The following is a 21,303-nucleotide window of genomic DNA, read 5'->3' as shown; positions in this document are numbered from 1 at the left end:
CATAGAATGGAAAAAGAAACTTGACAAAACCGTGAAAAACCTAGATAATAGAAGTATGAAAGGGTTTACTGAAAACCAGAAAGGAGCTTTTATGCAAGTCATTAAACGTAGTGGAGAGATTGTTGAATTTGACCCGGATAAAATCTACCAAGCCATTCTAAAGGCAGCACAGACTGTTTATGTCATTGATGAGACTTGGCGGAAAAATCTTGCTCAGGTAACGAAAAAGGTAGTGCTTGACTTGGAAGAAGCTCATACAGAGCGCCCAACGATTAGTATGGTTCAGTCGCAGGTGGAGCATCGCCTTTTGGATGCTGGTTATATTACGATTGCTGAGCACTATATTTCATACCGTTTGCAACGTGATTTGGAACGCAATGGCTATGCTGATAAGATGATTGTTCATCTGCGTTTCGAGCAAGTACGCTAAGCTATAACCTAGAGAAATCTAGGTTTTTTTGTTTTGTGAATACCCTTTATTATAGCATTGTTAGGCCATCAAAAGTTTTTTATAAAAAAATGTGATATTTTGAGCATATTTTTTGAAATCGGTACCAAGCCTGTTGTATAATATAAACTGGAAAAAATTTATTTTTGAAAGTGAGATTTTACATTATGGCTAAAATCGTTGTTGTCGGTGCAAACCACGCCGGTACTTCAGCAATCAATACGATCCTGAACAATTATGGTGCAGAAAACGAAGTTGTCGTTTTCGACCAAAACAACAACATCTCATTCTTGGGATGTGGTATGGCATTGTGGATTGGTAAGCAAATTTCTGGTCCAGAAGGTCTTTTCTATTCAGACAAAGAAAAATTGGAGGCAGCTGGTGCAAAAGTTTACATGGAGTCACCAGTTGAGTCTATTGATTATGATAAAAAAGAAGTAACAGCTATCGTTAACGGTGAGAAGCATGTTGAAAGCTATGATAAGTTGATTTTAGCGACTGGTTCACAGCCGATCTTGCCACCAATCAAGGGGGCAGAAATCCAAGAGGGTTCACGCGAATTTAAGGCAACTCTTGAAAATCTCCAATTCGTTAAATTGTACCAAAACTCAGCAGAAGTGATTGAGAAACTCAATAACCCAGACATCAAACGTGTTGCAGTTGTTGGTGCTGGTTATATCGGCGTTGAGCTTGCTGAAGCGTTTGAGCGTCTTGACAAAGAAGTCATCTTGGTGGATATTGCTCAATCATCACTCGGTGGTTACTACGATCCAGAGTTTACAGACTTGATGAACAAAAACTTGGAAGAGCATGGGATCAAGTTGGCATTTGGTCAGACTGTACAGGCGGTTGAAGGTAATGGTAAAGTTGAGCGTCTTGTGACAGACAAGGAAACCTTTGACGTTGACATGGTCATCTTGGCTGTAGGTTTCCGTCCAAACACTGAGCTTGGTGCTGGTAAGATTGAACTCTTCCGCAATGGTGCCTTCCTTGTAAACAAAAAAGGCGAAACAAGCATTCCTGATGTGTATGCCATCGGTGACTGTGCAACTGTCTATGATAACGCTCTTCAAGATACAAACTACATTGCTTTAGCTACTAATGCTGTTCGTACAGCCATCGTTGCAGCTCACAATGCATGTGGTACTGAGCTTGAAACTGCTGGTGTACAAGGTTCTAACGGTATCTCTATCTACGACCTTAAGATGGTCTCAACTGGTTTGACCTTAGAGAAAGCAAAACGTTTCGGTTACAATGCTGTAGCAACTGACTTCTCAGACTTGCAAAAACCAGAGTTCATAGAGCATGACAACCACGAAGTGAAAATCCGTATCGTTTATGATAAAGATACTCGTGTTATTCTCGGTGCTCAAATGGCTTCTAAAGAAGATATTTCTATGGGTATGCACATGTTTTCATTGGCAATCCAAGAGCGCGTAACAATTGAGAAATTAGCTCTTTTGGATATTCTCTTCTTGCCACATTTCAACAAGCCATATAACTACATCACCATGGCTGCACTTTCAGCAAAAGAATAAAAGAACCTCATCCCTATGCTAGAAATGCAAAATTAGGGTAGGAATAACAAAGCTAAGACCGAGCGAAATCTCGGTCTTTTATCGTCTCTGGAAGCAAGATTGGGTGAAATTTGGTATAATGGGAGGTATGATGAAAAGAAAGGAGTGTTTGGTTTAACGAACTGAACACGGGCGAATACTAAGGAGAGTTTAGCTTTCCTTATTTCAAACCTGAAACAGTCATTTTTTGGTTGTTTCATAGCCCCATGTATCTTATATGAATCCATTATTAAAAGGAATGAATGACAGACAAGCGGAAGCGGTACAGATAACGGAGGGACCGCTTTTGATTATGGCAGGGGCAGGCTCAGGTAAGACTAGAGTGCTGACACACCGGATTGCTTACTTGATTGATGAGAAGATGATAAATCCTTGGAATATCCTTGCCATTACCTTTACAAACAAGGCCGCACGTGAGATGAAAGAGCGTGCTTATGCCCTCAATCCAGCTACTCAGGACAGTTTGATCGCAACTTTCCACTCCATGTGTGTTCGGATTTTGCGACGAGATGCCGACCATATTGGCTATAATCGCAATTTTACGATTGTAGATCCTGGTGAGCAACGTAGTCTCATGAAGCGTATTTTGAAGAACCTCAATCTGGATCCTAAAAAATGGAGTGAGCGATCCATCCTAGCCACTATTTCCAATGCTAAAAATGATCTGATTGATGATAAAGCTTTCGCTGCTCAGGCAGGTGATCCCTATGCACAGATTGTTGCCAAGTGTTACACCGCCTACCAGAAAGAACTGCGCCAGTCAGAGGCTGTTGACTTTGATGATCTCATTATGTTAACGCTTCGCCTATTTGACCAAAATCCAGAGATTCTCACCTATTATCAGCAAAAATTTCAATATATTCATGTTGACGAATACCAAGATACCAATCATGCCCAGTATCAGTTAGTCAAGCTCTTAGCCTCACGATTTAAAAATATTTGTGTGGTCGGTGATGCGGATCAATCTATCTATGGTTGGCGTGGTGCAGATATGCAGAATATCCTTGATTTTGAGAAAGACTATCCAGAAAGTAAGGTGGTTCTCTTGGAGGAGAATTATCGTTCAACCAAGACGGTTCTACAGGCTGCGAATGAAGTGATTGAAAATAATCGCAACCGTCGTCCTAAGAAACTCTGGACCCAAAATCCACAAGGGGATTTGATTACCTATTATCGAGCAAAGGATGAGAATGATGAAGCCATTTTTGTGGCCAGTCAGATTGATAGATTGTTCAGAGAAGGTAAAAGTTATAAAGATTTTGCTGTTCTTTATCGCACCAACGCTCAGTCTCGTACGATTGAAGAAGCTTTGCTTAAATCGAATATTCCTTATACCATGGTTGGTGGAACTAAGTTCTACAGTCGTAAAGAGATTCGGGATGTTATCTCCTATCTGAACATCATTGCCAATCCAGCAGATAATATTTCTTATGCACGCATTGTTAATGAACCTAAGCGTGGTGTAGGACCAGGAACGGTTGACAAGATACGTGATTTTGCTAATAGCAGAGGGCAGTCACTTTTGGAAGCATCACAAGATATTCTACTGTCAACAATCAAGGGTAAAGCAGCGCAAGCAGTGTACAACTTAGCCAATCTCCTTTATAACCTTCGGAGTCAATTGGATACCTTAACAGTTACCCAAGTTGTGGAAGCAGTTCTGGATCAGACAGGATATATAGAGTTCCTTGCAACTCAGAATACGCTTGAAGCCAATGCTCGTATTGAAAATATTCAGGAATTTCTATCTGTAACTAAAAATTTTGATGATAAAAGCTTAGAGGAAGAAGAGACAGGTCTTGAAAAGCTCAGTCGATTTCTTAATGACTTAGCCTTAATTGCGGATACAGACGATGGCAATACGGAATCTTCAGAGGTTACTCTCATGACCCTTCATGCAGCCAAAGGTTTAGAGTTTCCGGTTGTCTTCTTGATTGGTATGGAAGAAAATGTCTTTCCTCTTAGCCGATCGGCAGAAGAAGAGGCAGAACTGGAAGAGGAGCGCCGTTTGGCCTATGTTGGTATTACGCGGGCGGAGCAACGACTCTACCTGACGAATGCAAATTCTCGTCTCCTCTTTGGGCGGAGCAACTACAACCAACCAAGTCGTTTTATCCGTGAAATTTCCAGTGACCTCCTTGACTATCAAGGTCTAGCCCGTCCAGCTAATACTAGCTTTAAGGCATCCTATATCAATGGCAGAGCTTCTCAGTTTGGACAAGGGATGAGTTTGCAGGAGGCCATGCAGAGTCGAAAAGCGACTCTACAACCGTCTGCCAAGCTAGGTGGTAGCATGCCTTTTGCTTCCAATCATCCAACATCAGATTCAGATATTAACTGGTCAGTCGGTGATATTGCTATCCATAAGAAATGGGGCCCTGGCACAGTCCTTGAAGTTTTAGGCACAGGTAACAATCAAGAATTGAAAATTAATTTCCCAGAAATGGGACTTAAAAAAGTTCTTGCAAGTTTAGCGCCGATTAGTAAGGAAGAATAGTTTTTGAGAGGGTAACTCTAAAAAGCAAGTCTGAACTCTTCAGTTTCCTTGGACAGATTACAGTTTCAGAATATTATGCAATAGAAGTAAATAGGATCAATAGTTTGATAAAATGAACATGTCATGCTTTTAGAAAGGAAAAATCCTAAATTGTCTTACAAATTTCTACTTTTCGAAATTTGTAGAAGTTAAATGATACAAATAAACGATTAAAATCCATTGAAATAGCTTGGTTTCAAGGCTTTTTAGCTGTTCTTAAGGATGATAGGAAACTTTTTTGTAATGGTAGTACATCTTATAATATTTATTCAAAATTAATCGTTAGAAAGTGTCAAATCGTTAAATAGTATCATTGATTCTCTAAAGACACATCATGTCGAGTGTATACTATTTCAGATAGACAAGTGCTGTTGGAAAATTTTTCTTTAGGTATTATTTGAATATCTTCAGGACCAAGACAAAGATCGTGTGAAAAGGGTCATTGATATTGATTTAAAGATGAAGAAGCTTGAGATTGAACAGTTGAATAAAGCTTATAACTGAGGGTAAAAAATAAAAATAAAAATGAAAAAAGGAGAGAAAGGATATGGTTAAGAAGCAAGAAAATCAAGATATAGTGCTTACAGCCGAGGCTTTTATCGATACCCTAAAGGAGCTTAAGACGGAAAAAGAGCTCAAGAAGCTCGAGAAGTATTTCAAAGGAGAAGACAAGGAGACTCAAGCCTTTGGGGTGAAATTTGGGGATGTATTTAAAATCGCTAAAAAGTATAAGTCTATGTCTATTGAAGAAATTGAAAAGCTTCTCGAAAGCAAATACTACGAAATCCGAATGGGTGCAGTAAGCATTATGGATTATCAAGCCAAGGACAAGAAGACTACACCCGAGAAGAAAAAAGAACTCTTTGATCTCTATTTAAGAAGACATGATCGACTTAACAATTGGGATTTTGTAGATCGGGGAGCCTATAACATAATTGGAGAGTATCTGATTGATAAGGATAGAAAAATCCTATATCAGCTTGCCGAATCTGATGACCCCTGGGAGAGAAGAACGGCAATTGTCAGCACCTACGCCTTCATTAAGAAAGGACAGGTGGAGGATACCTTTAAGATTGCTGAAATTCTCTTATACGATGAACATGAACTCATCAACAAGGCTGTAGGTAGCTGGATTAGAGAAGCAGGCAAGAAGGACAGGGAGAAATTGTTGGCATTTCTAGATCAACACGGGAAGTCCATGCCCCGGGTGACCCTCCGGATGGCAATAGAAAAACTAGATCCAGAGCAAAGGGATTATTATATGAAGCTAAAACCATAGTTACAACACAAGGGGGTCACTTCAAACCGTCCCCTTGTGATCCTGGAGGGGCCCTTTTGTATTGGTAAATAGCATATAATATTCATTAGATTTAAGTCAAGATTAGATATTGTAGCATAGAAAAGGGAAGCGGTCATACATTAGTAGGTGTGACCGCTTTTTTTGTTTTGTGGTATAATGAAGTTATAGAATGGGTCGGGTAATTTTGCACCCCCTTAAAGCCATTTGCACCCCCCCTAGAAAGGAAAAATCCTAAATTGTCTTACAAATTTCTACTTTTCGATCTTGACCACACACTCCTTGATTTTACCCGCGGAGAAGAAGTGGCTCTAACGGAGTTTCTGACGTCAATGGCTGTAGATGATATTCAAACCTTTAAAGATATTTATCGTCCCATAAATCAGGCCATGTGGAAGGACTTGGAAAAGGGGAAGATTACCAAGAAAGAGTTGGTTAACACTCGCTTTTCTCGTGTCTTTGCACACTTTGGACATCAAGTGGATGGGGCTGAAATGGCTCTTCGTTATCAAGAGTTCATTGGGCGGCAGGGGCAGATTTTTACAGGAGCGGACACACTTTTACAAGAACTTACTGAGCGTGGTTATCATGTTTATGCTGCTACTAATGGTGTTACCTATATTCAGAAAAATCGTTTGTTTCACTCATCTCTTGGCTCTTATTTCAAAGAAGTTTTTATTTCCGAGCAGATGGGGATACAGAAACCTGAGGCTGCTTTTTATGAAAAAATAGCAGAGCAGATACCCGATTTTCGTCCTGACAAAGCTTTGATGATAGGAGATAGCTTAACTGCAGATGTTCAAGGAGGAAATAATGCAGGTATTGATACAGTTTGGTACAATCCAACCAGACTAATGAACGAAAGTAAGGCTGTCCCGACTTACATTATCTATAGTTATCAAGAACTCTTAGAGTTATTATAATAACCTTATGTAAAGGAAGTGGAGACTAAGGGAAATTCTGATTATTTTGTTGGATTGTGATACAATAGACATAGATATGAAGGAGAATGGGGTGTTTATAGAAATGAAACGTAGCTTTATATTGATGATTCCGATGGTACTATTATTGGCTGCCTGCAATCAAAAAGCAAGCCAGACAACTACTGGTAGCTCCTCCACAAATAGTAGCTCTTCAGCGGTTGTTTCAACTACTAACTCGACAACGACCACAGAGCAATCTACTAGTGATTCTACAGCGACTGAGAAGAGCCAAGAAGAAACAACTACAAATACTGGTACAGTGACTAAAGCGCATTTTAATGGTTCCTATTATAGCGTTCAAGGAAAATACGGAGAAGTCATTATTGCTAATAAAAAGCACCCACTTGCGGCTGATTATGCACCAGGTGAAAATCCAACAGCTGCTGCAGCATTTCGGCGATTGATGGCGGATATGCAGGCATTGGGATTCGGTATTTCTAATAGCTATAGTGGATTTCGTTCATATGCACACCAAGCTAGTGTCTATCAGTCGTATGTCAATCAAGAAGGCCAAGCTGCCGCAGATACCTATTCTGCAAGACCCGGTTACAGCGAACATCAAACAGGATTGGCATTTGATTTACTAGATACTAGTGGCAATTTGCTGGAAGAACCGAAAGCATCCCAGTGGTTAGCTACCAATGCACATAACTACGGTTTTGTTGTTCGTTATCTTCCTGGGAAAGAACACATTACAGGCTATATGGCAGAATCTTGGCATGTTCGCTATATCGGTGAAGAAGCGACAGACATTTATAATTCAGGATTGACCTTAGAAGAATATTATAGTGTTCCTGGTGGGGATTACTAAAGGTAATTGTGAGATCAAGCGACTGGTATGAGGTAGCTAAATAGTTAGCATTACTAGCTATTCAGATTTTTAAGATCTTGCGTTGACTATAAAAATGAGCTTGGGACAAAAAGATTTTCAATTTTGAAAATCTCAATTATCAAGTCCTTTAGATCTAGAATTGAACAAAAAAAGCGAACAAAACTAGTTTTCTGACAATCAGAATCTTGGTTTGTTCGCTTTTTATATATGAAATTGGACTATTGTCCCAACCTCTTATAGTTTTTGCCAATAGGCCTTGTAAATATAAAATTGAAGAGCAGCTGATAGCACAACTAGCAGTGTTAATAGGGCAGAACTAACGTAAATTGCCCCAATTGTACCAGCTAAGATAATACTCATAACCATAGCGATAGCCCCTAAAAACATGGTTCCAAGAATGCTACCTGCAATCAGCCATTGTCCACTACCACGGCCAAATAGTTGGTTACTATTCTGCCAGTTAAGCATAAGCAAGCGTTGATCACGCCAATAGTACAATTGTCCTGTGAGTAGGGAAGCTATAATGATGCCGATAATGAAAAAGAGTGCTAGGATAAGGTTGAGTTTCATTAGACCGATAGCTAAAACGAAGTAGAGTAGGGTTGGTAAGAAAAATTGAACTGCCACAAGAACCCAGAATTTTTGGATAATAAACTTTTTGAAGTTGATAGGAAGTGTTTGGATAAAGTGATAGTTTTCTTTTTCCAATGACATGGCCACACCAATGAAGGTTGTCGAGCCGGAAAAGAGATTACCAAGTAGAAAGCCAGCTAACATAGCGATACCAAAGTACTTCCAGTCAAAGGCACTTAAGCTACCATTTGCAGACATACGACTGAATGCTGGAAATAAAGCTACCCCCATAATGATGGGCTGAATCAAGGTTTGAACCATGAGGTTGCTGTCTTTTAAAGTAGATAAGTGATGTTTAATGAGAGCTTGTTTGAGATTGCTAGGAATTTTTGCAGGCTTAGTGGTTGTCTTCTTGGTAGAAACATTTTCAATCGCTAAAATCTGATTGAAGTAATTAGGGATGATTGTTTTAAAGGCAAAAATAATCAGTCCAATCATCAAGATTAGAGGAATGATAAAGTGTAGAAAAGTTCCGATTGATATTGTCTGGCTAATCACGTAATGGAAGCCAACGAATAGTGGTATAATCGAAAAATTCACGAATCCTCCAGACTGCAAGGATACGGTTTGTTGAGATTGGAGGAACATGATAGCAGCAAATGCCAACAAGGAAGAGCCTGTCATCAAGATGGTCGAAATCATGGTTTTACGAGGACTTTTTGTGAGAATTGCTCCGACAAGATGCATGATAACTAGGTTAACCATATTGACGAATAACCATAAGATTAAGAAAGATGGAATGGCCAGTAAGGCAAAGAGTGAGCCTCGAGTTTGCCAATAGGTAATAAGGAGCAAGGCCAAGCAGGGCATGAGGAAAGGTAAAACCATACCCTGAGCGGAGAAAATCTTAGCGATGAAAACTTCCTGTGCTTTTATGGGGAGAGCCAAATAGAGCTTAGTATCCTTACTATCGTAGAAAACCGAAAAGAATCCGGTAAAGCCATAGACAATAGCAATCAGAGTAAAGAGTGCTAGTTGCAGAGAGAAGAAGCCGACAGAACGACTATAATCCACACCCATAAAGAGAAAAGAATAGATAAGGCCAAAGGTTAAAGTCAATAATAATTGCTGCCGAAGGACGCTTTTATAAGCCGAAAAGGAAGCTGTCTTGCGTTTGTTTTGTTTTTTCTTAATAGAAGCCAAGAGCTGAGGATTGGAGTAAAGAATATTGATCTTGACTAGCTCCCAGATGATGGATTTCTTCATACCTCCTCACCTGCCTTCGTTTGCTGCCGACCAGCTAACTCAAGATAAATAGTTTCCAAGTCCTTGTCTGGATATTGAGATTTGAGTTCATCCAAACTTCCGACGAAAATGAGTTGTCCCTTTCTTAAAATCGCAATACGATCGCAGAGCTGTTCTGCAACAGAAAGGACATGGGTCGAGAATAGGACTGTATGACCAGCTTGAGCGTGGTCTTTCATCATTTGTTTGAGGTCGAAAGATGCTTGGGGATCCAAACCTGTCAAGGGCTCATCCAAAATCCAAATATCAGGATTAGGAATCAAAGCTCCTATGATAATTGTTTTCTGGCGCATACCGTGTGAAAAACTATCAATTGGTTCATGTTGGCGTGCTGTCATATCAAAGAGAGTAGATAGCTTACTGATGCGTTCATCCACTTCCTCTTTAGTCACACCATAAACTTTCCCCAGAAAATGCCAATATTCAAAAGCTGTCAAATGAAGAAATATATCTGGTGAGTCAGGAACGTAGGCGATACGTTTTTTTATGTCATCACGGTGTTCTGCTAGGTTAAGGTTATCTACTATGATATGACCTTGACTGGCTTCAATGATGGAAGTAAGAAGACTGATTGTCGTTGTCTTACCAGCTCCATTATGCCCAATCAATCCGAAAATTTCACCACTTTGAATGGTTAGGTTCAAATCATCAAGTGCAATAGTCTTGCCATAGGCTTTGGTAATGTGATCAAATTGAATCATAACAACCTCCTAAAATATGATAAATTATAACCATTATACTGCTGAGTTAGTACAAAAGCAATAGTTCTTTATAAATGTTTTGAGAATATTTTTGCTATTTAGTTTAGATTCAGTATTGCTTAATGTATAACCTTTTGACTTAGCTTTCATAACTATAAGGCTATGCTAGGATAAAAAACGATTTACTATAAAATAAAAGAGAAAGTCTTTTTGATAAGGTTTTAGTTGGATACGAGGGTAGAAAACAGGAAAATTTGTTATAATAATCCTATGAATGAAATCATCAAGCATAAATTGGAGTTATTGCCGGACAGCCCTGGTTGTTATCTCCATAAAAATAAGTATGGAAAGATCATTTATGTAGGCAAGGCCAAGAATCTGCGCAATCGGGTTCGGTCTTATTTTCGTGGTGCTCATGACACCAAGACAGAGGCTTTGGTGGCTGAGATAGCTGATTTTGAGTTTATTGTGACTGATTCCAATATTGAGGCGCTTTTGTTAGAAATCAATCTCATTCAAGAAAATAAGCCTCGCTATAACATCATGCTCAAGGATGACAAATCTTACCCCTTTATCAAGATTACTAAGGAACGCCATCCCCGACTCATCATTACGCGACAGATTAAGAAGGATGGTGGTCAGTATTTTGGTCCTTATCCTGATGTTGGCGCAGCCAATCAGACACTGAAGTTATTGGAACGTCTCTACCCTTTTCGCAAATGCAAATTGCCTGAGAATAAGTATTGTCTGTATTACCACTTGGGGCAATGTTTAGCCCATGGGGAAAATTTACCTAGTCTGTCCGATTATGATAGGATGGCAAAGGAAGTCGCTCAGTTTTTGAATGGAAACGATGATAAGATTGTCAAGGAAATCCAAGAAAGGATGAAGCTAGCTGCCAGCAATCTGGAATTTGAAAAGGCTGCGGAATACCGAGATGTTTTACAATCTATATCCACCTTGCGGACCAAACAGCGGGTAATGGCTCATGATTTACAAAATAGGGATGTTTTCGGTTACTATGTGGATAAAGGCTGGATGTGTGTGCAGGTTTTCTTTGTTCGTCAGGGTAAACTGATTGAGCGGAATGTCAATCTTTTTCCCTATTATAACGATGCGGACGAAGATTTTTTGACCTATATCGGTCAGTTTTATAGAGACCAGCAGCATTTAATACCGTCTGAAATCTTGATACCACAGGATATTGACCAAGAAGCCGTAGAAGCCTTGGTTGATACAAAGGTGTTTAAGCCTCAGCGTGGTGAGAAGAAGCAACTTATCAATTTAGCGACTAAGAATGCGCGTGTTAGTCTGGAGCAGAAGTTCAACCTTTTGGAGAAGAACCTGGAGAAGACCTATGGTGCTATCGAGAATATTGGTCAACTTTTGGGGATTCCGACACCTCTTCGGATAGAGGCTTTTGATAATTCCAATACTATGGGAACCAGTCCTGTGTCAGCTATGGTCGTTTTTGAAAATGGTGTTCCAAATAAGAAGGAGTACCGTAAGTACAAGATTAAGACGGTAGAAGGACCAGATGATTATGCTTCTATGCGTGAAGTTCTTTATCGTAGATATAGTCGAGTTCAGCGAGAAAGTCTGATCGTTCCTGACTTGATTATCATTGACGGAGGTCAGGGACAAGTCAATGTAGCAAAAGAGGTTATTGAGCAAGAGCTGGGGATGGCTATTCCGATTGCTGGTTTGCAAAAGAATGACAGACACCAGACACATGAATTGTTGTTTGGAGATCCACTAGAAGTGGTGAGCTTGCCTCGTAATTCTCAGGAATTTTTCTTGCTTCACCGTATTCAGGATGAGGTTCATCGTTTTGCTATTGAATTTCATCGTCAGTTGCGATCTAAAAATTCTTTCTCTTCCAAATTAGATGGTATTGAAGGGTTGGGTCCCAAACGCAAGCAGGCACTCATGAAACATTTCAAATCCATTGGGAAAATTCAGGCAGCAAGTTTACAGGAAATCGCTGATGTCGGTGTACCATACAAGGTAGCAGAGAGAGTGAAAGAAAGCTTATCGCCCAAGGATCAGAATTGAAAACTATCTCACAATGTGGTAGAATAGGTTATCAATGACTGAAATAAGGAGAAAGCAATGGCTTTTGGTGAAGAAAAACATAAAAAAACAACGTTTGAAAAGGTAACATTAGCGATTGTTGTCGTGATGGTCGTCGTGACACTAGCTGGTTTGATTTTACCGGCAATCAATGCATTGATGAAGTAAAACGCTACTAGGCGTTTTTTTCTAGGAAAGAATAGGTTAAATTATGAGTATGTTTTTAGATACTGCTAAGATAAAGGTCAAGGCTGGTAAAGGTGGAGATGGCATGGTTGCCTTCCGCCGCGAAAAGTATGTACCAAATGGCGGTCCTTGGGGTGGAGATGGTGGTCGTGGAGGCAATGTCATCTTTACGGTTGATGAAGGTCTGCGTACCCTGATGGACTTCCGTTACAATCGTACTTTCAAGGCTGATGCTGGTGAAAAAGGGATGACAAAAGGCATGCATGGTCGCGGTGCTGAGGATCTTTATGTACGAGTCCCTCAAGGAACAACAGTCCGTGATGCAGATACTGGAAAGATTATCACAGACTTGGTTGAAAATGGGCAAGAATTTATTGTTGCTCACGGTGGTCGTGGTGGTCGTGGAAATATTCGTTTTGCGACACCTAAGAATCCTGCGCCAGAGATTTCTGAAAATGGTGAGCCAGGCGAGGAACGCAATCTTGAATTAGAATTGAAGGTTTTGGCTGATGTTGGTCTTGTTGGCTTCCCATCGGTTGGGAAATCGACCCTTCTCAGTGTTATAACGGCTGCCAAGCCCAAAATCGGTGCTTACCATTTTACGACGATTGTACCGAATTTAGGGATGGTTCGTACCAAGTCTGGTGAATCATTTGCAGTTGCGGACTTACCGGGACTGATTGAGGGAGCTAGTCAGGGAGTTGGTTTGGGAACACAATTCCTCCGTCATATTGAGCGGACTCGTGTTATCCTTCATGTCTTAGATATGTCTGCGAGCGAAGGACGTGATCCATACGAGGATTACGTGGCTATTAACAAAGAGCTAGAGACCTATAATCTGCGCCTGATGGAGCGTCCGCAGATTATTGTTGCTAACAAGATGGATATGCCAGAAGCAGCTGATAATTTGAAAGAATTTCAGGAAAAATTGGCAGCTAACTACGATGAATTTGACGAGTTGCCTAAGATTTTCCCTATTTCAGGAATCGCTCACCAAGGTCTGGAAAATCTGCTGGAAGCCACTGCAGAGTTGCTAGAAAAAACACCAGAATTCTTGCTCTACGATGCTTCAGATTTTCAGGAAGAAGAAGTTTATTATGGCTTTAATCCAGATGAACCAGCATTTGACATCAGTCGCGCAGATGATGCAAGTTGGATTCTATCTGGTGAAAAACTTGAAAAGCTCTTTACCATGACCAACTTTGATCGTGATGAATCCGTTATGAAATTTGCTCGTCAATTACGAGGAATGGGGGTTGATGAAGCCCTCCGTGCGCGTGGAGCAAAAGATGGAGATATTGTTCGTATCGGTAAGTTTGAGTTTGAATTTGTAGACTAAGATACCACATAGCAGTGTTCTAGGTGCAAGCTCAGAAGCTGAAGAATGTCCAGTTTTAACCTGGGTCAAACATTGGGAGACGCGATAATTGTCTTACTCACTCTGGATAAGTAGTATCAATTGTCTGCCCTTTGTGTCGTGTTCTTTCTGATTTGAAGAATGATTTATGAGGAGGTATTTATGGGTGATAAACCAATATCCTTCAAGGATAAAGATGGTAACTTTGTTTCAGCGGCTGACATTTGGAATGCTGAAAAATTGGAAGAATTGTTTAACAAGCTTAACCCTAATCGTAAATTACGCTTGGAACGGGAGCGCTTGGCAAAAGAGCAAGACGCATAGAAAAGAAGAAGGAAAGTCTCATCTTTCCTTTTTATTATATTCTGAATTTTGATATACTAGTGATGGTAGAATCTTTTGAGAGATTGTAGTAAGTATTGAAGATTACCAAGGATCTATCAGAGCATATCTAGTCAATTTTGATGCAGACTGACTGGATATTTTTAGAAAGTATGAGTGCTTCTTATGAAATTAATCTATACAGATATACGAAATCCACTGACGCAGTTTTTAACGGAGATTGCAGCAGATTATGCTAAACAAGGGAAGCGTGTCTTTTATATTGCCCCCAACTCTTTGTCTTTTGAGATGGAACGTAAGGTCTTGAGAAATCTACAAGAACAGGCTTCTTTTGATATTATTGTGACACGTTTTGAACAATTGACACGCTACTTGATGATCAAGCAGATAGGAACAGGTCAAGCAATTGATGATGTTGGTTTGGCTATGATTTTCTTCAGAGTCTTATCGCAATTTGAAGATGGAGAGCTGAAGGTTTATGGGCGCTTACAGACTGATTTTGCTTTCATCAATCAGCTGGTTGCCTTATACAAAGAATTGCAACGTGCCAATATGTCTGTCTTGGATTTGGAAGCTATGGGTTCTCCAGACAAACAGGCTGATCTCGTTCGGATTTTTTTAGCAGTGACTGAACTGCTATCTAAAGAGGGATTTGAACACCAATCTAAGTTAGCACAGTTAACAGCTTTGGTCGAAACCAATCAGCTAGATGAGGAGCTGCAGGACATTGTTTTAATTGTAGATGGGTTTTCCCGTTTTTCCGCGGAAGAAGAAGCCTTGGTAACGGCTTTGAACAGTCGTGTAAAAGAAATCTTTATCGGTGTTTATGCCAGTAAAAAAGCGATTCAAGCTAGTTATATAGAGGGTAATGTCTATCAAGCCAGTGTTGACTTTTTGCGACAGTTGTCCGCTCAATTCGGTGTCAAGGCAACCTATATTGGACAAGATCCTGCTTTGGATGGTTTAAGCAAACTTTCTAAGAACATGGAATCCTACTATGATTATAGTGGTTCTGTGCTGGATTTGACAGAAGAAGATCTGAAAAAAGTTCAACTCTGGGATGTGGTCAATCAGAAAGAAGAGGTGGAGCAGGTTGCAACGGCCATCCGTCAGCATCTGCATCAGGGAGTTCGTTATAAGGATATTTTGTTACTTCTGGGTGATGTGGATAGCTATGCATTGCAGATTGGGAAGATTTTTGATAAGTACGAAATTCCTTACTATTTTGGCAAGGCAGAAGAAATGAGCCACCACCCACTCGTTCATTTTATTGAGTCGTTGGATAGATTGCAACGGTATCGTTTTCGAGCTGAAGATTTGCTCAATCTCCTTAAATCAGGTTTATATGCCAACATTCCTCAAAAAGAGCAGGATCTTTTTGAATCCTATATTCTTTTTGCAGATATAAAGGGTCAGGCTACTTTTTCGCGTGCGTTTTCGGTCAATAGCAGAGCAGATTATGATAAGGTTGTCATAAAAGATAGAGGACTTGTCTATGATTTGAACATCTTAGAACCCTTGCGAGCAAAAATTATGGAGCCTTTGAATGATTTATTTAAGACGGGTGTTCGATCCGGTTCCAATTTGCTGGAGAAATTTATGTCCTTCTTAGAGGCTGTTCATCTCCCTCAAAATATGGAAAAACTATCTCGAGGACTAAATGAAGTTGAACGGGAAAAAGAAGAGCAGGTCTGGAAAAGTTTTACATATATCTTGCATTCTTTCCACCAGATTTTTGGTAAAGAAAAGCTGAAACTAGCTGACTTTTTAGCTATTTTACGGGCAGGTATGCAGGCTAGTCATTATCGGACCGTTCCTGCAACTGTTGACGTGGTGAATATTAAGTCCTATGACTTGATTGAGCCTCATTCTGCTAAATATGTCTATGCTATCGGTATGGGACAATCTAACTTTCCAAAGGTTGTCAAAAACACTAGTCTTCTAACGGAAGAAGAGATGGAAAAGGTTAATCTTGTATCAGCCACTTCATCACGTTTTGATCTGGTGAGTCGGGAAAATATCAAGAAGAATCACGCTGCCATGATGTCTCTGTTGAATGCTGCAACAGAGCAACTAATCATTTCAACACCACAGATTTACAAGGAAGAGGAAAATAGTCATTCTCCCTACGTCAAAATTTTACAAAAGATGGGTTTAAAAGTGGAAGAACGGGGTCGCAATAAAACACTTCATCCACAAGATATTGGTCACTATAAGAGTCTCTTATCACGAGTGGTGGAATTGGAAAATCCAGCTCTTGAAGGGGAAGAATGGGAAGGACAAGCAGCTTTTTGGATGGTTCTAGTTCGGCATTTAAAGAAAAAACTAGAGTCGCAAGATATTGAGATTCCGACCATTACAGGAGACATTTCTTCTAAAAAACTGGCAGATGAAACTCTAGCTATCCTCTATCCGGAAGATAAGCCTTTGAATCTTTCAGCCTCTAGTTTGACCAATTTTTACAATAACCAGTATCTCTATTTTGTCCGCAATGTACTACGTTTGAGAGAGCAGGAATCCATCCATCCAACAGCTTTTCAGCACGGCTTATTTTTGCATAGGATTTTTGAGCGTCTGGTAATGGATCAAACGGATAATAGTTTTGATGAGAAGCTGGAGATGGCAATCGCTAATACTCGCTCAGAAGCTGAGTTTGCCATGTTTTACAATCAGGATGCGGAGGCTCGTTTTACAGAAGAGGTTCTGGATAAGATTGCACGCTCCAGTGCAACAGTTTTAAGGGATAATGATACAATCGTTATTGATGGTCAGGAAAAAAGTTTCCGTCAAGAGAAAGCTCTTTCCTTATGCTTGGAAACTGGAAGGCAGATTCATATAAATGGTACCATTGATCGCTTAGATACCTTACAGACTAATCAGGCGATTGGTGTTGTAGACTACAAGTCTAGTGATCAGACTTTTTCTCTTGCTGATTTTTACAACGGTTTAAAGCCTCAGTTGGTAACCTACTTAGCGGCCTTGCAGGAGTTGGAAGAAACCAAGGATAAACCTATTTTTGGTGCTATGTATTTGCATTTGCAGGATCCGATTGTTAAGTTAAAAGATACGAGGAGTATAGAGCAACTGGAAGGGATTGCGAATAGCAGTTTAGTTTACAAAGGCTTGTATTTAAAAGAGCAGAGTATTGGTTTGAATAGTTTATATCAGACGTACAATCAGCTCTACACAGAAGATGAATTTAGGATCTTGTTGGCTTACAATCAGCACCTTTACAAACAAGCAGCTCAAGATATTCTTGCAGGCCGCTTTGCTATTAACCCTTACACGAAAGATGGGCGTTCAGTAGTAGGTGATCAGTTGAAAGCTATCACTGGATTTGAAGCAGATCGACACATGAAAATGGCTCGGCGCCTGGTTAGGGAAGCGAAGAGGCAAGATTGGATAGAACGGATGAAAGGGGGAGAGAACAAATGACATTTGAAGGCTTTTTGGGCCCTAAGGAAATTGCAGATTTACAAGCAGCCGAACTTGTTTCTGATAAGGAACAAAAGCGAACCCCTGAGCAAATAGAAGCTATTTATACGTATGGACAAAATATTCTGGTTTCTGCATCCGCAGGGTCTGGTAAAACCTTTGTGATGGTTCAGCGGATATTGGACAAGCTCAAACGTGGTGTTGGGATTGACCAGCTCTTTATCTCAACTTTTACAGTCAAAGCTGCGGGCGAATTAAAGGAACGGATTGAGAAAAATCTCAATGAGACTATTGCCCAGATAAGTGATATGGACTTGCGTAGACATCTATCTGCTCAACTGGCAGATCTTACCAAAGCAGATATTGGAACCATGGATGCCTTTACTCAGAAATTGGTCACGACCTATGGCTACAGTCTGGGAATCTCACCTCAATTTCGTATCTTGCAGGACGAAGTAGAGAAAGCAACCTTCAAAAAAGAAGTTTTTAGTCAGTTATTTGAGCAGTATATTGATCAGGATACTTCTGGGAACTTTCGCAAGCTAGTTCGTAATTTTTCTGGCAATCACAAGGATAATAGTGGCTTTCGTGAGGTGGTCTATCAGGTTTATGAATTCAGTCAATCAACCAGCAATCCATCAGAATGGTTAACACATATAGCCGTTCAGGCAGATATGTATAGTCCAGAGAAGATTGAGCAACAACTTAATCAAGGTGTTAAGGATAGGGTATTAAACCAACTTCACCAAGCTGAGGATTTTTTCCGTCATCATGTAGAATGGGGGAGGAGAGATTTTGGTTCTGCTAAGTATTTTGCTAAGGTAGAAGAGGTGGTTCATCTTTTGTCCGATTTAGAACATCTCAGTACTGAGCAGTTGATGAAACGGGTTGAAACCATTCTCCTTATCAATGACCAGTCGCGTGGTAAGGGATTAACCAATGCTAATCGTCCTAAGGATGAGTATTTGGTTGCCTTCAAAGAAGACTATAATGCAGGAAAGAGTGAAATCATCGCTAACTTGCGTGATATAAGGCAAGAAGTTTACGAGCTGAACTTGCTGAAAGAATACCAGAGTCAGGCGATTCCATTGCTGGAATTATTACGTGATTTTGTTTTAGATTTTTCACAAGCTTATTTGGACTTGAAAATCAGTGAAGCGGCCTTTGAATTTGGAGACATTGGACATTTTGCTATTCGGATTTTAGAGGAAAATGCGGAGATACGCCAGCATTTCCAAGAAAAATACCATGAGGTTATGGTGGACGAGTACCAGGATAACAACCATAGTCAGGAGCGGATGCTAGACTTACTCTCTAATGGGCATAACCGCTTTATGGTGGGGGACATCAAGCAGTCCATCTACCGTTTCCGTCAGGCCGACCCTATGATTTTTCAGGAGAAGTTTGAAACCTATCAGAAAAATCCATCTGCTGGGAAATTGATATTGCTTAAGGAAAATTTCCGTAGTCAGATAGAGGTTTTAGAAGCTACCAATGCCATTTTTACGAGATTGATGGATCGTGAAGTTGGGGAAATCAAGTATGACGAGACACATCATCTGGTAGCAGGTAGTCCGAGTCAGAAGCTTCTTCAACCCCAGCATGAGATGGAGTATTTGATTTATGACAATGAGGAAGGAAGCCGCCCATCGAGCAAGGAGACTATTGATGAGGCTACATTGACTGCTGGTGAGGTAGAAGTCGTTGCCAAGGAAATCATTCGCCTCCATAATGAAAAAGGAGTTGAGTTTAAGGATATTACTCTCTTGGTGCAAAAGCGAACCCATAATGACTTGATTATGTCCATTTTTGACAAGCACGGGATCCCACTGGTAGCAGATGGAGGGACAGCTTCCTACCTAAAATCCTTGGAAGTTATGGTTATGTTGGATACGTTACGTATCATTAACCATCCACTCAATGACTATGCTTTAGTCGCTCTTCTCAAATCACCGATGTTTCGATTTGATGAGGACGAATTAACGAGGATTGCCCTACAGGCTAGCAGAGGTTTTTATTACCCAAAAATGAAACTGGCTCAAGCCGGTACCGGTCAGCATCCAGAATTGATTGATAATATCTTCAAAAGGAAAATTGGAGACTTTCTATCTATTTTAGACAGCTGGCGATCTTATGCAAAACTGCATTCTATCTATGACTTGATTTGGAAGATTTTCAATGAAAAATTCTACTATGATTATGTTGGTGCCCTTCCAAATGGTAGCAAGCGTCAAGCCAATCTCTACGCTCTGGGTCTTCGTGCTAATCAATTTGAAAAGACTGGTTATAAGGGACTGGCTCGTTTTATAGCCATGATTGACAGAGCTTTAGCCAATAATAAGGACTTAGCAGATGTCCAAGAATTTTTGCCACAGAATGCCGTACAACTTATGACGATTCACAAGTCAAAGGGGTTAGAATTTAGCTATGTCTTCTTGATGAATAGTGATAAGCGTTTTAATTTGGAAGATCACTATCAATCGGTCATTATTAGTCGGAAAAATGGTTTGGGTATCCAGTATATAGCGGATATGAAAGCCAGAGTCAACAGCCCGCTGCCACAGGTCCGTGTTTTAATGAACACCTTACCTTATCGACAAAATCTTCAAGAGCTGAAAATTGCTAATCTATCTGAGCATATGCGTTTACTCTATGTAGCTCTGACTCGTGCGAAGAAAAAGCTATACTTGGTTGGAAAAGGGAATGCAGAAAAACTAGCCAATCGCTTTGATGGCAAGAGAGAAAATGGTGTTCTGGCCAAATCAAGTAGGGAAGGTATGACAACCTTTCAGGACTGGATTTTGGGCATTGATGCAGCTTTTTCCGAAGAAAATCTTCATTTTAAGAAAGTATTTGTCACCGATGAAGATTTGACTGAAGACAAGATTGGAAAACTAGTGGTTAAACATAAGTTGGAGAGCACCAGTTTACGACATATTCGTCAGTCAGAAGATATGACAACCGCCTTGAATCAGTTGTCATCTGTCCAAGATTTAAATACCAAATACAAGTCTGCTATTGAATTACCTAGCTTGCGAACCCCAAGTCAAATCAAAAAGCTTTATGAACCTGTTCTGGAGCAAGAAGGCTTGGAAATCATGGAGGCATATCGGCCAAAAGTCAAATTTGATCTACCAGATTTTTCCAAGAAACCAACCATTAGTAGTGCACAAATCGGGTCGGCAGTTCATGAATTGATGCAGCGCCTTGATCTATCTTGGTTAGTGACAGAAGACACAGTTTCCCAAGCCCTACAGGAGGTTCAAGCAGAGCAAGAGGTAAAGGACAAGATTGATATTCAAAAAATCTTGGATTTCTTTGATACAGATTTGGGGAAAGAAATTTTGTCAAATACAGACAAGCTCCATCGTGAAGCACCATTTGCTAGCTTGCAAATCGATTCTCTTTCGCAGGAACAGTTTGTTCTTCGAGGAATTATTGATGGTTATCTGCTTTATACTGATCATATTGTTCTCTTTGATTATAAGACGGATAAATACAATCATCCCAGTCAATTATGTGACCGTTACAAGACACAGATGCAACTCTATGCAGAAGCATTGAAAAAAGCCTACAATAGAAATCATGTAGACTGTCATTTGATTTTACTTGGTGGTGATAAGATCGAAGTTGTATCGGTTGATGTGGAGTAAAAGAT

The 21,303-nt window shown here is 40.1% G+C and carries 14 protein-coding genes; 12 read left to right on the top strand and 2 right to left on the bottom strand.

All coding sequences use genetic code 11. From position 1 onward, the window contains the following. Nucleotides 1-91 precede the first annotated feature (91 nt). From SR187_RS05470 to ldcB, 6 genes are all read left to right on the top strand, one after another. Nucleotides 92-430, top strand: coding sequence for an ATP cone domain-containing protein (locus SR187_RS05470; protein WP_024532912.1), 339 nt, complete (start codon nt 92-94; stop codon nt 428-430). 185 nt (nt 431-615) lie between these two features. Further along, nucleotides 616-1,986 (top strand): H2O-forming NADH oxidase, encoded by a 1,371-nt coding sequence (nox, locus tag SR187_RS05465; protein WP_120171764.1) that lies wholly within the window; start codon nt 616-618, stop codon nt 1,984-1,986. A 256-nt stretch (nt 1,987-2,242) separates the two neighbouring features. Then, nucleotides 2,243-4,522, top strand: coding sequence for a DNA helicase PcrA (gene pcrA / locus SR187_RS05460; protein WP_120171763.1), 2,280 nt, complete (start codon nt 2,243-2,245; stop codon nt 4,520-4,522). 586 nt (nt 4,523-5,108) lie between these two features. Then, the gene (locus tag SR187_RS05455) at nt 5,109-5,840 is read left to right on the top strand and encodes a DNA alkylation repair protein (RefSeq protein WP_120171762.1); all 732 of its coding nucleotides are present in this window, start codon (nt 5,109-5,111) and stop codon (nt 5,838-5,840) included. A gap of 257 nt (nt 5,841-6,097) precedes the next feature. Further along, on the top strand, nt 6,098-6,781 hold the full coding sequence (locus SR187_RS05450; protein ID WP_120171761.1) for a YjjG family noncanonical pyrimidine nucleotidase: 684 nt from the start codon (nt 6,098-6,100) through the stop codon (nt 6,779-6,781). A 97-nt stretch (nt 6,782-6,878) separates the two neighbouring features. After that, a complete protein-coding gene (gene ldcB, locus SR187_RS05445) occupies nt 6,879-7,652 on the top strand; it encodes an LD-carboxypeptidase LdcB/DacB (protein ID WP_120172478.1) in 774 nt (257 codons plus the stop codon). 255 nt (nt 7,653-7,907) lie between these two features. Here ldcB and SR187_RS05440 read toward each other — a convergent pair whose 3' ends face one another. Both SR187_RS05440 and SR187_RS05435 read right to left on the bottom strand, forming a co-directional pair. After that, nucleotides 7,908-9,512, bottom strand: coding sequence for a permease (locus tag SR187_RS05440; RefSeq protein ID WP_120171760.1), 1,605 nt, complete (start codon nt 9,510-9,512; stop codon nt 7,908-7,910). Beyond that, complete coding sequence (locus tag SR187_RS05435; RefSeq protein WP_120171759.1) at nt 9,509-10,252, bottom strand: ABC transporter ATP-binding protein; 744 nt, start codon at nt 10,250-10,252, stop codon at nt 9,509-9,511. The genes SR187_RS05440 and SR187_RS05435 overlap by 4 nt, the downstream gene beginning before the upstream one ends. A gap of 270 nt (nt 10,253-10,522) precedes the next feature. Between SR187_RS05435 and uvrC the strand changes: the two genes are divergently transcribed. From uvrC to addA, 6 genes are all read left to right on the top strand, one after another. After that, nucleotides 10,523-12,307, top strand: coding sequence for an excinuclease ABC subunit UvrC (uvrC, locus tag SR187_RS05430; protein ID WP_024532919.1), 1,785 nt, complete (start codon nt 10,523-10,525; stop codon nt 12,305-12,307). 57 nt (nt 12,308-12,364) lie between these two features. Further along, nucleotides 12,365-12,493: a DUF4044 domain-containing protein gene (locus SR187_RS05425; protein ID WP_024532920.1), complete on the top strand. Its 129-nt coding sequence runs from the start codon at nt 12,365-12,367 to the stop codon at nt 12,491-12,493. Between the two features lie 43 nt (nt 12,494-12,536). Then, nucleotides 12,537-13,850 (top strand): GTPase ObgE, encoded by a 1,314-nt coding sequence (obgE, locus tag SR187_RS05420; protein ID WP_120171758.1) that lies wholly within the window; start codon nt 12,537-12,539, stop codon nt 13,848-13,850. A 180-nt stretch (nt 13,851-14,030) separates the two neighbouring features. Further along, on the top strand, nt 14,031-14,192 hold the full coding sequence (locus tag SR187_RS09950; RefSeq protein ID WP_024532922.1) for a hypothetical protein: 162 nt from the start codon (nt 14,031-14,033) through the stop codon (nt 14,190-14,192). A gap of 183 nt (nt 14,193-14,375) precedes the next feature. After that, nucleotides 14,376-17,645, top strand: coding sequence for an ATP-dependent nuclease subunit B (gene rexB / locus SR187_RS05410; RefSeq protein WP_120171757.1), 3,270 nt, complete (start codon nt 14,376-14,378; stop codon nt 17,643-17,645). Beyond that, nucleotides 17,642-21,298 (top strand): helicase-exonuclease AddAB subunit AddA, encoded by a 3,657-nt coding sequence (gene addA / locus SR187_RS05405; protein WP_162496989.1) that lies wholly within the window; start codon nt 17,642-17,644, stop codon nt 21,296-21,298. The genes rexB and addA overlap by 4 nt, the downstream gene beginning before the upstream one ends. Nucleotides 21,299-21,303 lie beyond the last annotated feature (5 nt).

The organism is Streptococcus ruminantium (genome assembly GCF_003609975.1).
GTDB lineage: Bacteria > Bacillota > Bacilli > Lactobacillales > Streptococcaceae > Streptococcus > Streptococcus ruminantium.
The sequence above is the reverse complement of the archived record's forward strand: the minus strand, read 5'-3'. Positions and strand labels throughout refer to the sequence as shown.